This is a genomic window from Pseudomonas sp. MLB6B (assembly GCF_054508135.1).
Window position 1 is genome coordinate 3000077 of the sequence record NZ_CP199313.1, and the last position, 14394, is coordinate 3014470.

Annotated in this window: 11 protein-coding genes and 1 pseudogene; 3 read left to right on the plus strand and 9 right to left on the minus strand. The window is 65.6% G+C overall.

Annotation, left to right across the window (positions count from 1 at the left end):
- The first annotated feature begins 183 nt into the window (after positions 1-183).
- On the plus strand, positions 184-744 hold the full coding sequence (locus ACSMEV_RS13460; protein WP_459205589.1) for a sterol desaturase family protein: 561 nt from the start codon (positions 184-186) through the stop codon (positions 742-744).
- On the opposite strand, the pseudogene ACSMEV_RS13465 reads toward ACSMEV_RS13460, so the two are convergent.
- From ACSMEV_RS13465 to fni, 5 genes and pseudogenes are all read right to left on the minus strand, one after another.
- Positions 668-1597, minus strand: a pseudogene (locus tag ACSMEV_RS13465) (phytoene/squalene synthase family protein); the annotation flags it as partial. The gene ACSMEV_RS13460 and the pseudogene ACSMEV_RS13465 overlap by 77 nt on opposite strands.
- Positions 1594-3084, minus strand: a complete 1491-nt coding sequence (locus ACSMEV_RS13470) for a phytoene desaturase (RefSeq protein ID WP_459205590.1) — start codon at positions 3082-3084, stop codon at positions 1594-1596. The pseudogene ACSMEV_RS13465 and the gene ACSMEV_RS13470, both read right to left, overlap by 4 nt.
- Positions 3081-4247 carry a lycopene beta-cyclase CrtY gene (gene crtY, locus ACSMEV_RS13475; RefSeq protein WP_459205591.1) on the minus strand — a complete coding sequence of 389 codons (1167 nt, stop codon included), beginning with the start codon at positions 4245-4247 and terminating at the stop codon, positions 3081-3083. The genes ACSMEV_RS13470 and crtY overlap by 4 nt, the downstream gene beginning before the upstream one ends.
- Entirely contained in the window at positions 4244-5506 is a 1263-nt protein-coding gene (locus ACSMEV_RS13480; RefSeq protein ID WP_459205592.1) for a glycosyltransferase, read from the minus strand. Before ACSMEV_RS13480 ends, crtY begins: the two co-directional genes overlap by 4 nt.
- A complete protein-coding gene (fni, locus tag ACSMEV_RS13485) occupies positions 5503-6540 on the minus strand; it encodes a type 2 isopentenyl-diphosphate Delta-isomerase (RefSeq protein WP_459205593.1) in 1038 nt (345 codons plus the stop codon). The genes ACSMEV_RS13480 and fni overlap by 4 nt, the downstream gene beginning before the upstream one ends.
- 181 nt (positions 6541-6721) lie before the next feature.
- Between fni and ACSMEV_RS13490 the strand changes: the two genes are divergently transcribed.
- The gene (locus ACSMEV_RS13490; RefSeq protein ID WP_459205594.1) at positions 6722-7615 is read left to right on the plus strand and encodes a polyprenyl synthetase family protein; all 894 of its coding nucleotides are present in this window, start codon (positions 6722-6724) and stop codon (positions 7613-7615) included.
- A 173-nt stretch (positions 7616-7788) separates the two neighbouring features.
- Here the strand turns inward: ACSMEV_RS13490 and ACSMEV_RS13495 are convergent, their stop codons facing one another.
- Complete coding sequence (locus tag ACSMEV_RS13495; protein ID WP_314486981.1) at positions 7789-8628, minus strand: TIGR03915 family putative DNA repair protein; 840 nt, start codon at positions 8626-8628, stop codon at positions 7789-7791.
- The gene (locus ACSMEV_RS13500) at positions 8619-9839 is read right to left on the minus strand and encodes a putative DNA modification/repair radical SAM protein (protein ID WP_459205595.1); all 1221 of its coding nucleotides are present in this window, start codon (positions 9837-9839) and stop codon (positions 8619-8621) included. The genes ACSMEV_RS13495 and ACSMEV_RS13500 overlap by 10 nt, the downstream gene beginning before the upstream one ends.
- Positions 9840-10145: 306 nt before the next feature.
- Between ACSMEV_RS13500 and mqo the strand changes: the two genes are divergently transcribed.
- Positions 10146-11780, plus strand: a complete 1635-nt coding sequence (gene mqo / locus ACSMEV_RS13505) for a malate dehydrogenase (quinone) (RefSeq protein ID WP_459205596.1) — start codon at positions 10146-10148, stop codon at positions 11778-11780.
- Positions 11781-11919: 139 nt separating this feature from the next.
- On the opposite strand, the gene ACSMEV_RS13510 is transcribed toward mqo, so the two are convergent.
- Entirely contained in the window at positions 11920-12639 is a 720-nt protein-coding gene (locus ACSMEV_RS13510) for a TorF family putative porin (RefSeq protein WP_459208346.1), read from the minus strand.
- Positions 12640-12891: 252 nt separating this feature from the next.
- On the minus strand, positions 12892-14394 hold the full coding sequence (gene proP, locus ACSMEV_RS13515) for a glycine betaine/L-proline transporter ProP (protein WP_459205597.1): 1503 nt from the start codon (positions 14392-14394) through the stop codon (positions 12892-12894).

Below are 14394 nucleotides of genomic sequence, written 5' to 3' on the forward strand. Positions count from 1 at the left end.
GATGGGCTTGTAATGAAACGTTATCTTATAACAAATTTCATGTAAGCCACTACCGTTTTCATTTTTTGCCTGCATTGGAATGCGATCCAAATCAATCCGTCGCACCGTTTACGCTGCTACACCTGGGAACGCTATCCTAGGCGCAGCACTCCATACCTCACTCCCTGGAATCGAACGGACGCCATGCTGACCAACCTCGCCATCTTTCTGATCACCCTGGCCGGCATGGAAGTCGTCGCTTGGCTGGCCCACAAGTACCTCATGCACGGCATCGGCTGGGGCTGGCACCGCTCGCACCACGAGCCGCGCCATGGGTGGTTCGAGAAGAACGATCTGTACGCCGCCGTGTTCGCCGTGCTGGCGATCCTATTGATCGCCTTGGGCAATGCCGGCTGGCATCCCCTGGAATGGATCGGTGCCGGCATGACCGGTTACGGGCTGTTGTACTTCATCGCCCACGATGGGCTGGTGCATCGCCGCTGGCCGTTCCGTTACGTGCCACGTAACGGCTACCTCAAACGTCTGTACCAGGCCCACCTGATGCACCACGCGGTGCATGGCCGCGAGGGCTGCGTGTCGTTCGGCTTCATCTACGCGCCGCCCATCGAGCGCCTCAAGGCGCAGCTGCGGGCTCGGCACGACGGGCCGTTGCGTTCGGCATCGGCGCGCGCGTCCACAGCCGAGGGTCGCGCTGCGGATAGCGGCGCAGACGCCGCAGCAGACTCGTCCACAACCCCCCGCTGAGCGCGCCGAGCTTTTCCAGCTTGCCGGTCGAGGCGCGCGTGTCCCAGGCCTGGGCGCCGGCCGTCCGCACGCGGATACCGATACGCCGGTACACGGCCCCGGCGCTCGCCACGGCCCAGGCCGAACGCCAGGGCAGCGCCGCCAGGCCTGCCTCGGCGCTGGCGTAATAGGGCTCGGCCTGATCGATCAGGCGCGTGGCCAGCACCGCCAGCGCCGGTCGATGGCGTGGCTCGGCCAAGGTCGCCAGGGTGATGCCGAACTCGTCCAGCCACTGCTGGGGCAGGTAGCAACGGCCGACTTCGGCGTCGTCGACGATGTCGCGGGCGATGTTGGTCAGTTGCATCGCCAGCCCCAAGTCACAGGCGCGGTCGAGCACCTGCGGGTCCTGGGTGCCCATGATCCGCGCCATCATCAGCCCCACCACGCCGGCGACGTGGTAGCAGTACTGCAAGGTGTCGGCGAGGGTCTGGTAGTGCTGGCCATCGACGTCCATGGCGAAACCCTGCAACAGGTCGAGCGCTTCCTCGCGGGCGATGCCGTGACGCTGCACCACGGCCTGCAAGGCAGCGAAGGCCGGGTCGTCGATGGGTGAAGCGAGGTAGGCGGTCTGCGTGCGGGCGCGCAGCTCGGCCAGACGCAGGCGCGCTTCGGCCGGGCTTAGCGGCACTGCATCATGGCCGGCTTGCTGGCCGTCGATCACGTCGTCGCAATGCCGGCACCAGGCGTACAGCAGTACCGCGCTGCGCCGGGTGTCGGAGTCGAACAGGCGCGAAGCGCTGGCGAAGCTCTTCGAACCCACGGCGATGCTGTCGAGCGCATGTTGCAGCAGCGGATCGGTGGCCGGCTCGGTCATCCGTGCAGGTCCTCGATCATCAATTGCGCGGTGGCCTTGGCCGACGCGATCACGCCCGGTACACCGGCGCCGGGGTGGGTGCCTGCACCGACCAGGTACAGGTTCTTGACCTGCGCATCTCGGTTGTGGGGGCGGAACCAGGCACTTTGCTGCAACACCGGCTCCAGGGAGAAAGCCGAACCCAAATGGGCGTTGAGCTGTTCGCGGAAGTCCACCGGGCTGAAAGTGCGGCAGGTCACCAGATCGTCACGCAGTCCGGGCATGTAGTGCTGCTCCAGATAGCTGAAAATGCGGTCGCGATAACGCGGCGCCTCTTCGTGCCAGTCGACATCGGCATTGCCCAAATGCGGCACCGGCGCCAGCACGTAATGGCTCGAGCAGCCCGGTGGCGCCAGGCTCGGGTCGGTGGCACAGGGCGTGTGCAGGTACAACGAGAAGTCTTCGGGCAGCTGCGGCCCGGCGAAGATCTCCTTGATCAACGGCTTGTAGCGCGCGCCGAAGCAGACGGTGTGATGGCGCAACTGCGGCTGCTCGCGTTTGAGGCCGAAGTGCACGACGAACAGCGAATTGCTGAACCGCTTGCCCTTGAGCCGCTCGCCCTCGCTGCGCCCGCGTGGGTGGGTGCCGAGCAGGTCGCTGTAGGTGTGCACCACGTCGGCGTTGGAGGCGATGGTGTCGGCCGGCCAACGCTGACCGTCGGCGGTGCGCGCAGCGGTCAGGCGGTCGCCTTCGGTGTCGAAGCCGCTGACCTCGGCGTTGAGCACCAGACGCCCACCGATGTCCTCGAAGAGCTTGGCCATGCCTTGGACCAATGCGCCGGTGCCGCCGCGCGGGAACCACACGCCCCACTCACGCTCCAGGGCATGGATCAGGGTGTAGATCGACGAGGTGGAGAACGGATTGCCCCCGACCAGCAAGGCGTGGAACGAAAACGCCTGGCGCAGCTTTTCGTTGCGGATGAACTTGGCGACCATCCCGTACACGCTACGCCAGGCTTGTAGACGGGCCAGCTGCGGGCCGGCCGAGAGCATGTCGCGGAACGACAGGAACGGCACCGCCCCGAGCTTCACGTAACCTTCGGCGAGCACTTCCTTGGAGTAGGCCAGGAAACGCCGATAGCCTTCCACGTCGGCCGGTTCCAGGGCGTGGATCTGCCGTTCCAGGTCGGCCTGGTCGTTGCCGTAGTCGAACTGCGTGCCGTCCTCCCAGCACAGGCGATAGAAGGGTGTGACCGGCAGCAGCTCGACATAGTCGCGCATGGGTTTGCCCGCCGCCTCGAACAGCGCCTCGATGGCCGAAGGGTCGGTGATCACCGTCGGCCCCGCATCGAAGGTGAAGCCCTCGTCCTTGTAGACGTAGGCGCGCCCGCCTGGCAGATCGCGGCGTTCCAGCAAGGTGGTGGCGACGCCAGCGGCTTGCAGGCGGATGGCCAGGGCCAGGCCGCCCAGACCGGCGCCGATGACGACAGCCGTTTTACCAGGGGTCATGAATGTTCCTCGAAATGGCGGGGGGAATGACGCAGCGCGGCGCGCAGCGCTTGACCAACAGGGACCGGCGGTTTGCCGCTGAGGATGCGCAGGCGGTCGGCCCACGTATTGCGCCCGGCGTAGAAACGGGCGATCAGGGGCTCGGACAACCGGTAGAAACGTTGCATGACTTGCCAGCGCTGCTGCGGCAAGCCGGCGAGAAACAGCATGCGGTTGAGCAGGCGGTAGAAACCTTGTTGCTGCCAGCGGCCGCGCTGGTAGTCGGCGAACGCCGGAGCCAGGCTGGCCTGTTCCAGGCGCGGTTGGCGTGCCAGCCAGTCCGCCAGGCGCACGGCCTCGGGGAGCGAGTAGCCGGTGGTGCAATGGAACAGTCCGGCGCGTAGGCCCGCCCTGAGCTGGCCGGATTGTTCGGCCTGCCAAGCAGGAAAGTCGCCGGCCAGGATGATCGGCAACACGCCTTGCTCTTCGCGCAGCACCTGCTTGGGTTGCCAGCCGTGTTGCTGCAGGTACTGCGCGATGTGCTCGCGCAGTTGTTCGGCGCTGAGGGCGTGGCGTTCGACGTAGTGGGTGTCTTCCACCAGCAGCGTGTCTTCGCTGAACGGCAGCACGTAGACGAAGCGATAGCCGTCGCCCTGCGGTACCCGCGCGTCCATGACGATGGGCGCGGCCAGGCCATGGGGCTTGTGCAGTTGCACCACCTGGCCGAGAAACGCCTGCTGGCCCAGCACCATGTGCGGGCTGGGCAGTGGGCCACGCCCGTCGATCACGGCCGCCGCCTGCAGGCGCTCGCCGCTGTCGAGCAGCACGCTGGTGGCGTCGAGCTGCTGGATGCGGCTGTTGCAGCGCAGCGTCGGGCCCAGCGTTTCGCTCAGCAGGCGGGCGAAGCGCGCGCTGTCGATGCTGGCATAGCCGCTGGCCAGATGCCGCGAGAAGCCTGGAAAGTGTACGTGGTAGCTGGGCCAGGTATGGCCCACCAACGGGGCCAACCATTGCCGCTGGCTGTGGTCGAGGTCGGCTTCGTGGAACGACCATGTATGGTTGCCGCCCGGCGCAGCGTCGCCTTCCAGGCAGAGGATGTTCAGCTCGGGGCGCAGTTGGCGCAGGCGCCAGGCGATCAGGCCGTTGGCCAGACCGCCGCCGGCCAGGATCAGGTCGAAGTTCATGGTAGATCGCTATGCAGGACGGGCCGTCCGGTTGTGACGGCCCGCTCGATGATGTCGGCGGCGCTCATCGCACCGCCCGCTGTGTTCAGTGCGTCGCTCAGCGCGGGATGGTCGGTCGCAGGGCGGGCCAGCAAGCGTTCGAGGCTGGCGGCGATGCGCCGTGGCCCGGCCCAGCGCGGCAGCACTTCGCCCAACCCATGGTAGGCGATCCGCGCCGCGACGCCAGGCTGATCGAAGGCGATGGGCATCACCAGCAGCGGTGTATGCGCCGCCACCGCATCGAGCACGGTGTTGAGGCCGCCATGGCTGATCACTACCTGGGCTGCGCGTACCGCCCATTGTTGCGGTGCGAAGTCGGTGACGATGCTCGCGCCGCTGTAGCGCAGGCGCGTCTGCTGCGCGGCGTCCAGGCCGCCGCAGTGGGCCAGCAGCAGCTGCACGTCCAGGGCTTTGCAGGCCTGGGCGATGCGCAGGAACAGGCTGAAACGGTGCCCTTGCAGGGTGCCGAGGCTGGCGAACACCAAGGGGCGCTGCGGGTCGAGCAACCATTCCCCTTCGACGCCGCCATCGCGCCGCCAGGGGCCGACTGCATGGAAATGGGCGGGCAGCGCCTGGCGAGGAAAGTCGAACGGTGCCAGGGTCTGGCTGATCTGTGCGAGTGGCGACAGGCAGGTGTGCATGCCCTGGCGCGACGGCAGGCCATGGCGTTGGCAAGTGGCGTCGATCACCACTTGCAAGGGCTTCATCAGCCAGTCATGGACCTGCTCGGTGCCCTCGTACAGGCGCGCGTCGCGGCCCGGGGCGAAGGGCATGACTGGCAACGGCAGGCCGGGTTCACGGTTGACCGGCAGCGCGCAGGCCATCGACACGGTGGGCAGGCCCAGGGCCTCGCCGATCAGGGCACCGGCCGGCTCCATCTGGTCGCACAGCACGGCGTCCACCTGCGCATGGCGCAGGGCATCGGGCAATTGTTCGCAGAGCATGGCACTGGTGCCTGCCAGTTGGCGGATCAACCGGCGCAGGCGCAGTGGGCCGTTGGGCCGCGCGGCCAGATCGAGTGCCTGGGCCAGGCTGCCGGGGGGATGGCTGGTGGCGCCCAACGCCGTGAAACCGATACGGGCATCGCTGAGCCAATGCGCCGCATCGGCCTGCTGGAAGAAGGTGACGTGATGGCCGCGCGCCAACAGATGCCCGGCCACGGCCTGCAATGCCTGGAAGTGGCTGGGGTAGGGCGGTGCCACGACCGCGAAGTGGCTCATCCCTGGGGTGCTTGCAGACGTGCGCGGCGCAGCGCGTCGAGGTTGCGCGAACCGGTGCAGAAGCAGGCGATGCGCAACTGGCGCAGGAGAATGTCGAAATGCGCCAATACCGCTTCGGTGGATTCCATCGCGGCGGGCAGCACGCGCGCCGCCTGGCCGACCAATTGCGCGCCCAGGCGGATGGCCTTGGCCGCTTCGACCCCGTCGGCGATACCCCCCGAGGCGATCAGCGCCATGCCGGGCAGGGCGCGGTGCACGGCCTGCAGGCAGGTGGCGGTGGGCATGCCCCAATCGGCGAAGGCCATGGCCACCGCACGGTCGCTGGGGTTATGGATGCGTTCGGCTTCGACCGCAGCCCAACTGGTGCCACCGGTGCCGGCCACATCGATCACCTGCACGCCGGCATCGCTCAACGCCATGGCGGTGGCGACGTTGATGCCTGCGCCGACCTCTTTGGCGATCACCGGCACTTCGAGCGCTCGGCACAGCCGTTCGATCAACTGCAACACACCGTGCCAATCGCGATCGCCTTCGGGCTGCACGGCTTCTTGCAGCGGATTGAGGTGCAGGATCAGCGCATCGGCTTGCAGGCTGTCCACCGCCCGGCGGGCGAGTTCCAGGCCATCGGCCTCGCGCAGCTGCACGGCGCCGAGGTTGGCCAGCAACGCCACGTCGGGCGCGTGTCTGCGCAAGGCGCGGGTCAGGCCTTGGTCGAAGCCCTCGCGCAGGCTGACCCGCTGCGAGCCTACGCCCATGGCGATGCCCAGCTGCTGGGCCGCTTCGGCCAGGTGCAGGTTGATCGCCTCGGCGCGTGCCGCACCCCCGGTCATGGAACTGATCAGCAGCGGGGCTTTGAGGCTTTTGCCCAGGAAGCGGGTACGCAGATCGATGTCGTCCAGGGCCAGTTCCGGCAGGGCGCAGTGTTCGAAACGCACGCTCGTCCAACCGCCGTCGGTGCGGGCCGTGGCCCGGGCGGGGTCCAATACGATGTCCAGGTGGTCGTCCTTGCGTTGGCTCAGCGAGGTTTTCTTCATGCCGGGTTCCAGTGGCCGGTGAATCATTTGTCTGGGTGCGTGGTCAGTGCATGAGGTAAGAGTTGTACAACACGGATTAACTTGTATAGCTAAGCTTTGAGTTATTGCATCAGGCAACGGCACGTTCCAGTCGTTCCTTGCTACCGTAGTAAAGCTGCCGCACAACAATGAAGAGGCCAGGATGACGACCACAGCAACCACGCCGCTCACCGCCGAATGCGGCCTTGCGCACTCCCTAGAGCCGTTGCGTGAAGCGTTCGAGGCCCGTCTCGACGCCGTCTTGCCTGCACCCGGCAACGCCCGTGACCTGGTCGCCGCCGCCATGCGCGAATGCAGCCTGGCACCGGGCAAACGCCTGCGCCCGATGCTCTTGGTGCTCACCGCCGAAGGGCTGGGCGCTTCGCGCGCGGCCGCCATGGACGTGGCCTGCGCCGTAGAACTGGTGCATGCCGCCTCGCTGGTGCTCGACGATTTGCCATGCATGGACAACGCCGCGCTGCGCCGTGGCCGCGCCACCCTGCACCTGGCCTTTGGCGAAGACGTGGCCGTGCTCAGCGCCATCGCGCTGCTCAGCCATGCCTTCGGCCTCATGGCGGCCATCGAGGATGTGCGGCCCGAGGTGCGCAACCGTCTGGTCACCACGCTGTCCCAGGCCATCGGTGTACAGGGTCTGGTCAAAGGTCAGTTGCAGGATCTGCGCGATGGCGGCAAGGCGCGGACCGCTGCGCAAATCGCCCAGACCAACCAGCTCAAGACCGGCGTGCTGTTCTCGGCGATCATGGACATGGCCTGCGATCTGGGCGACGCCACGCCGTGCGTGCGTGCACCTCTGCAGAGTTTTGCGCTGGAGCTGGGCCAAGCCTTTCAGTTGCGTGACGACCTGCGCGATCGCGATCCATCGAGCGGCAAGGACCAGGGCAAGGACGATGGCAAGTCGACGCTGGTGGCGCTGTGTGGAGAAAACCAGGTGCGTCGCCGCCTGCAAACCCATGTCGCAGCGGCGCAGGGATACCTGGACCAGGCGATGTTGAGGGAACGGACCCTCAGCGTGATGTTGGAGCGGTTGTTCGCCTGAAGGCGCCCGAGCCCTGCGGTTCACATGGAGATTCAGGGTTGCAGTGAACGCATCCAAGCGCCCACGGCCCTGCGGGAGCGGCCGGTTCGGCGTTCCGATTAGCCGCGATGGCTCTTGACCGAAAACATTGGGTGAAGTCTCGAGCGGAAACAGAGCCTACACACAGGCTGATATCAGCCCTTTTTCTGAATCTGCTTACCGGCCTGCTGCGCCACCTCCGGCGCCTGGCCGTCGCGCTGCTTGCCATGCCGCGCCTGACCCACCAGTTGCGGGATCAGCATGCCTTCGGGCAAATGCCGCCAGAAGCGCCCCGGCATGTGCTGGCGCAGCACTTCGGGGTTGAGGCGGGCAGGGTTGAAGATGTGCCGGTAGTAGGTGCGCCACAATTCCGCACCGGGGTCGTCGGCATGCTGCGCCCACTGTTGCCATTCGGCGGGGCAGTGGCGCCGGTAGTCCATCTTGGCGCCGTCGTACAGCACTCCGTCCCGGTCGGTCGCGATCAGCCAGCGCTGGCGCCCCAGCCGTTCGGCAAAATGCCCGCTGGCGCTTTCCAGGATGTCGTGGGCAGGCACATGCCAGGCCACCAGGTCCAATTGCAGCCGCTCGGCCAAGGGCCCGGGCAAAGGCACGAAGCGCACGAACGCGTGCAAGTGGTGCGCCTCGCGGCTGACCTGCTTGATGCGCCGCTGCAGCTCGCTGCCCAAACGGTCGCCCGCCATCATTGCCGTCCGGTCGCCGTGGGCCACGCGCCACAGCACCTCATACAACAGGTTCCAGCGCTGTTCGCCCTGATAGCGCGCGGCCTGTTGCAGCTGTTCCAACAGCGCCGCCGGTACCGTGGCGCGGAACGGCCCAGGGCCTTCGGGCAAAGGCAACGGCTGCGCCAGCAGGTCGTCCATCGGCCCTTGGTTCCAGGTGACCTGGGACGGGTCGATACCGTGGCCCAACAACACTCGCGCCTGCTTGCGCCATACCCCGAACAGGTCGTCGCAGTCGAGCGCGATCATCCCCACAAACCCATCTGCACCGGCGCCTGCGGCTCGCGCAAGCGTTCGCGCAACAGGCCGCTGCGCAAGTCGCCGTTGGACGGGCGATAGTCGCTGGTGATGATGAACGGCCGCGCCTTGTCCAACACGCAGCGCAATTGGATGAGGTCGTCATAGCGAATGCGCCGCTCACGGCGCAGCGCCACCAGCCGCTGCACGCTGCGCAGGCCGATACCTGGAATGCGCGCCAGCAACGCCGGCTCGGCACGGTTGACGTCCATCGGGAACTGCTCGCGGTTGGCCAGCGCCCAGGCCAGTTTGGGGTCGATGTCCAGCGCCAGGTTCGAGGACTTCGCGAACAGCTCGCCGGCGTTGTAGCCATACCCGCGCAAGAGGAAGTCGGCCTGGTACAGCCGATGCTCGCGCAGCAGCGGCGGGGCGGCCAACGGCACGCTGTCCGGGCTGTCGGGAATGGGGCTGAAGGCCGAATAGTAGACGCGCTTGAGGCCATAGCCCTGGTACAGCGACTCGGCGTTGCGCAGCAAGGTGCTGTCGTCGGTGGCGTCGGCACCGACGATCACCTGGGTGCTCTGCCCGGCAGGCGTGAAGCGCGGCGCCCTGGGTTCGTCGGCCACCGCCAGCTGTTCCTGATGGATGATGCCCATGGCCTGGCGGATGGTGCCACCGTTCTTTTCCGGCGCCAGGCGTTGCAGGCTCTCATCGGTCGGCAATTCGATGTTGACGCTGAGCCGGTCGGCCAGGCGCCCGGCTTCGGCGATCAGCAGCGGGTCGGCATCGGGGATGGTCTTGAGGTGGATGTAGCCGCGGAAGTTGTGCTCTTCACGCAGCAGCCGCGCCACGCGGATCAACTGCTCCATGGTGTAGTCGGCCGAGCGGATGATGCCCGAGCTTAGGAACAGCCCGCTGATGCAGTTGCGCCGGTAGAAGTCCAGGGTCAGGCGCACCACTTCCTCGGGGCTGAAGCGTGCGCGCGGCACATTGCTGGAACGGCGGTTGACGCAGTACTGGCAGTCGTACAGGCAGAAGTTGGTGAGCAGGATCTTGAGCAGCGACACGCAGCGGCCGTCGGGCGTGTAGCTGTGGCAGATGCCCATGCCGTTGGTCGCACCAAGGCCATCACGCCCTTTGGAACTGCGCTTGGGGGCGCCGCTACTGGCGCAGGAAGCATCGTATTTGGCGGCATCGGCAAGGATGCCCAACTTGGCGATCAATTGCATGGCATACACCTGGCACTGAATATTCATACAGTATTATCGGATGGGGCCGCTTGCAAGTGCAGGTGGTCGGATAGTGGCAGATTTGCCCTACGCTCGGCAGGTTGCGGAACTCCTGGGGGGTGAGGCTTTCAACAGCACACGCCGCGGGCGGGTGGGCGTATCCGCCCCCGTGTGCAACCCGTTGCGCGAAGCGACGCGGCGTACTCGTCGTCGGCTTGGAAGGCCGGCGGCCCAGTGACTGGGGTACATCAAAGCAATCGGGGCGTTTTCGACTCCGAGGGAGAACGTATGAAGGGCAGGAAAACGATGCACAAGGCGCTGACGGGCCTGGCGGTGGCGGTGGCGCTGGGCAACGCGCAGGCGGCCGAAACCAAGCAGGTGGACGTCATGCTGGTGGGCGGCGGCATCATGAGCTCCACCCTGGCGGTCTGGCTCAACGAGCTGGAGCCGGAGTGGTCGATGGAGATGGTCGAGCGCCTGGACAAGGTCGCCGAAGAAAGCTCCAACGGTTGGAACAACGCCGGCACCGGCCACTCGGCCCTGGCCGAGCTGAACTACACGCCGGAAAAGAACGGCAAGATCGACATCACCAAAGCGGTGGAGATCAACGAATCGTTCCAGATCACCCGTCAGTTCCTGGCCTGGCAGGTCAAGCAGGGCGTGTTGAAGAACCCGCGCTCGTTCATCAACTCCACGCCGCATATGAGCTTCGTGTGGGGCGACGACAACATCCGCTTCCTCAAGAAGCGTTATGAGGCCTTGCAGGCCAGCCCGCTGTTCCGCCCGATGCAGTACTCCGAAGACCACGCGCAGATCGCCAAGTGGGTCCCACTGATGATGGAAGGGCGCGACCCGAGCCAGAAGCTCGCCGTGACCTGGACGCCCATCGGCACCGACGTCAACTTCGGCGAGATCACCCGCCAGTACGTGAGCTATCTGCAAAGCCGGCCGAACATCGACGTCAAGGTGTCCACCGAAGTGCAGGACATCAGCCGCAACGACGACGGCACCTGGCACGTCGAGTACAAGAACCTCAAGGACGGCAGCACAGGCGCCACCAACGCCAAGTTCCTGTTCATCGGCGCGGGCGGCAAAGCGCTGACCCTGCTGCAGAAATCCGGCATTCCCGAAGCCAAGGAGTACGCAGGCTTCCCGGTCGGCGGCTCGTTCCTGGTCACCGAGAACCAGGACGTCGCCATGCGCCACATGGCCAAGGCCTATGGCATCGCCTCCACCGGCGCGCCGCCCATGTCGGTACCGCACCTGGACACCCGCGTGCTGGACGGCAAGCGCGTGATCCTGTTCGGGCCGTTCGCCACCTTCTCCACCAAGTTCCTGAAGGAAGGCTCGCTGCTCGACCTGTTCGGCAGCATGACCCTGCACAACACCTGGCCGATGGTGCGGGTGGGCGCGCGTGAGTTCGACCTGGTCAAGTACCTGGTCGGCCAGGTCATGCAGTCGGACGACGACCGCTTCGCGGCGCTGCAAACCTACTTCCCCCACGCCAAGAAGGAAGACTGGCGCCTGTGGCAAGCCGGTCAGCGCGTGCAGATCATCAAGAAGGACGAAGAGCAGGGCGGCGTGCTCAAGCTGGGTACCGAAGTGGTGACGTCCAAAGACGGCAGCATCGCTGGCCTGCTCGGCGCCTCGCCAGGTGCCTCCACCGCACCGCCGATCATGCTCGACCTGCTGCAGAAAGTGTTCAAGGACAAGCTGGCGACCCCGGCCTGGCAGGACAAGGTCAAGCAGATCGTGCCGTCCTATGGCACGCACCTGAACGACGACCCGGTCAAGGTGCAGGAGGAGTGGGAGTACACCAGCAAGATCCTCGAGCTGACCCCGCCGCCGCAGATCGACAAGCGTCAGGATCCGGCCAATCCCGAGCACATCGATCCGCTGGGGCAGGACAATGTCGACAAGGACGCCGATTTGAATCTGTAAACGCGTTAAAACAAAAACCCGGTCGCCTGGTGCGCCGGGTTTTTTTGTGCCTTGCCGACACCTTCTTGGCAGCGGTGGTGGGTCGTTCCCATCGGTCGTGGTGGGCCACAAGGGACCCATCACAGCTCGACTGAACGGCTCAGAAAAAACGCCGCTGCGCGCGTAACGTCACCATGCTGTCGCAGGTGCTGTTGATCCCCGAATACGCATCGCAGCCGCTCCCGGTCAGGCTCGAATTGCTGTACTCCAGGTCCAGGTCCACCCCGCGCCAGGGGCGCGAGAACTTCAGCGACCAGTCGTTGAAGCTGTCGACCTGGCCGCTCTCGCCGATGGTGAACGGCGTACCGAGCTGATGGTGGGCGACCTTCAGGGTGAAATCGGCATCGAGCAGGGGCAGGCGCCCCAGATTGGCGAACAGCGTGCCGGTGCGGTTGTCGGGCGAGTCGTTGAAGGCGCCGCCGAAACGGCTGCCTAACAGCGACAGACCGCCGTATAGCGCGTAGCTGTTGGCTTCGGGCTGGTTGGGCTGGGTGTAGTGGATCACGCCCACTTCGTAGCCGAGGCTGTCGGTGAATTCCTGCTTGTAACCGGCGTAGTTGTCCAGCTTCAGGGTCGAGGTCTTGGTCAGGCCCATGCTCGGGGCGTACTGGCCGAAATACACGCCATTGGGGTGGCTGAGGTCCACTCCGCCGTGGAACGAGCCGACTGCGGCGGGCGAGATCAAGCCTTCGGCCATGGTGCGCGAAGGGGTGGTGGCCAGGGTGAAATCGAAATCGCCGAGCTCTCGCTTGATCTGCTGGGCCTGGGTCGTCGGGATCAGCAGCACGACTGCGGTGAGCAGCCAGAAAGGCCTGTTCAAGGTCATCGTCAAGGGGGTCCTTTGCGCGAGTGGGTCAGGATACCTGCCGTAGCCAGCCAGGGCAAAACTGACCGGCGAGCGGCAGGCTAGAGCGATGCCGCAGACGCTGTTCGGTATTGCAGAGGGTAGGCAGTGGCGTAAGGGTCGCATCGCTGGCGGGGTGTATGGCGGGGTCGAGCGAAGCGCTGGCGGCAGCGGGTAGGGCAGGAAAGGGCCGGGCCGCGCAAGGCGGCCCGGGCAGGGTGCGGCAGGTCAGTCGATCCGCGGATGCTGCTGGGCCAGGCTGGCGCGCTTGGTTTCCAGTTCGGCGATCTGCGTGTCGATGTCTTCGATCTTCTGCTCGATGGTGTCGTGGTGCTCTTCGAGCAGCTCACGGGCTTCTTCGATGTTCGAAGCCGAAGGCGCCGCGCCGCGCAGCGGCTTGTTGGCGGTCTCCTTCATGGTGACGGCGGTGATGAAGCCGATCACTGCGATGACCATCAGGTAGTAGGCCGGCATGAACAGGTCGTTGGTGCTCTCCACCAGCCAGGCGGCCAGGGTCGGCGTGATACCGGCGATCAGCACCGAAATGTTGAAGGCGCTGGCCAGGGCGCTGTAGCGGATGTGCGTGGGGAACATCGCCGGCAGGGTGGAGGCCATGACGCCGATGAAGAAGTTCAGCAGGATCGCCAGCATCAGCAAACCGCCGAAGATCATGCCGGTGTCGCCGCTGGTGATCAGTTTGAACGCTGGAATCGACAGCGCGAACAGCCCGATGCTACCGACCAGGATGAAGGGACGGCGGCCCCACTTATCGCTGAGGAAGCCGATCACCGGCTGCACGAAGAGCATGCCGACCATGATCGCGATAATGATCATGACCCCGCTGCTCTCGCTGTATTCCAGATTATGGGTGAGGTAGCTGGGCATGTAGGTGAGCAGCATGTAGTACGTGACGTTGGTCGCGATCACTACGCCGATGCAGGTCAGCAGGCTGCGCCAGTGTTTGGTGGCGATTTCCTTGAACGAGACTTTCGGGCCGGAAGCCAGGCCGTCGCGGTCGCCTTGCTCGAGGCTGTCTACGTGCTGCTGGAAGGCTGGGGTCTCTTCCGCGGCATGGCGCAGGTACAGACCGATGATGCCCAGCGGCAGCGCCAGCAGGAACGGGATGCGCCAGCCCCAGGATTCGAACTGCGCTTCGGTGATCATGCTCTGAATCAGCACCACCAGGCCTGCGCCGAGCACGAAACCTGCGATGGAACCGAAGTCCAGCCAGCTGCCGAGGAAACCGCGACGGCGGTCCGGCGCGTATTCGGCGACGAAGATCGAGGCGCCGGTGTACTCGCCACCGACCGAGAAGCCCTGGGCCATCTTGGCCAGCAGCAACAGGATCGGCGCCCAGATGCCAATGGCCGCGTACGAGGGAATGACACCGATGGCGAAGGTGCTCAGCGACATGATGATGATCGTGGCGGCGAGCACTTTCTGTCGCCCGATGCGGTCACCGATGGCGCCGAACACGATGCCGCCCAGCGGGCGAATGAGGAAGGGCACCGAGAAGGTCGCCAAGGCGGCGATCATTTGTATGCTGGGGTCAGCACCGGGGAAGAACACCTTGCCCAGAACGAAGGCGACGAAGCCGTACACACCGAAGTCGAACCATTCCATTGCGTTGCCCAACGCCGCGGCGGAGATGGCTTTGCGCATCTTCACATCGTCGACGATGGTGATGTCCTTGAGCCCGATCGGGCGGACTTTTTTCTTGCGTAATTTCAT

Coding starts and splice junctions, on each gene's coding strand:
- ACSMEV_RS13460 (WP_459205589.1), top strand. CDS start 184: ATGCTGACCAACCTCGCCATCTTTCTGATCACCCTGGCCGGCATGGAA.
- ACSMEV_RS13470 (WP_459205590.1), bottom strand. CDS start 3,084: ATGACCCCTGGTAAAACGGCTGTCGTCATCGGCGCCGGTCTGGGCGGC.
- crtY (WP_459205591.1), bottom strand. CDS start 4,247: ATGAACTTCGACCTGATCCTGGCCGGCGGCGGTCTGGCCAACGGCCTG.
- ACSMEV_RS13480 (WP_459205592.1), bottom strand. CDS start 5,506: ATGAGCCACTTCGCGGTCGTGGCACCGCCCTACCCCAGCCACTTCCAG.
- fni (WP_459205593.1), bottom strand. CDS start 6,540: ATGAAGAAAACCTCGCTGAGCCAACGCAAGGACGACCACCTGGACATC.
- ACSMEV_RS13490 (WP_459205594.1), top strand. CDS start 6,722: ATGACGACCACAGCAACCACGCCGCTCACCGCCGAATGCGGCCTTGCG.
- ACSMEV_RS13500 (WP_459205595.1), bottom strand. CDS start 9,839: ATGCAATTGATCGCCAAGTTGGGCATCCTTGCCGATGCCGCCAAATAC.
- mqo (WP_459205596.1), top strand. CDS start 10,146: ATGCACAAGGCGCTGACGGGCCTGGCGGTGGCGGTGGCGCTGGGCAAC.
- proP (WP_459205597.1), bottom strand. CDS start 14,394: ATGAAATTACGCAAGAAAAAAGTCCGCCCGATCGGGCTCAAGGACATC.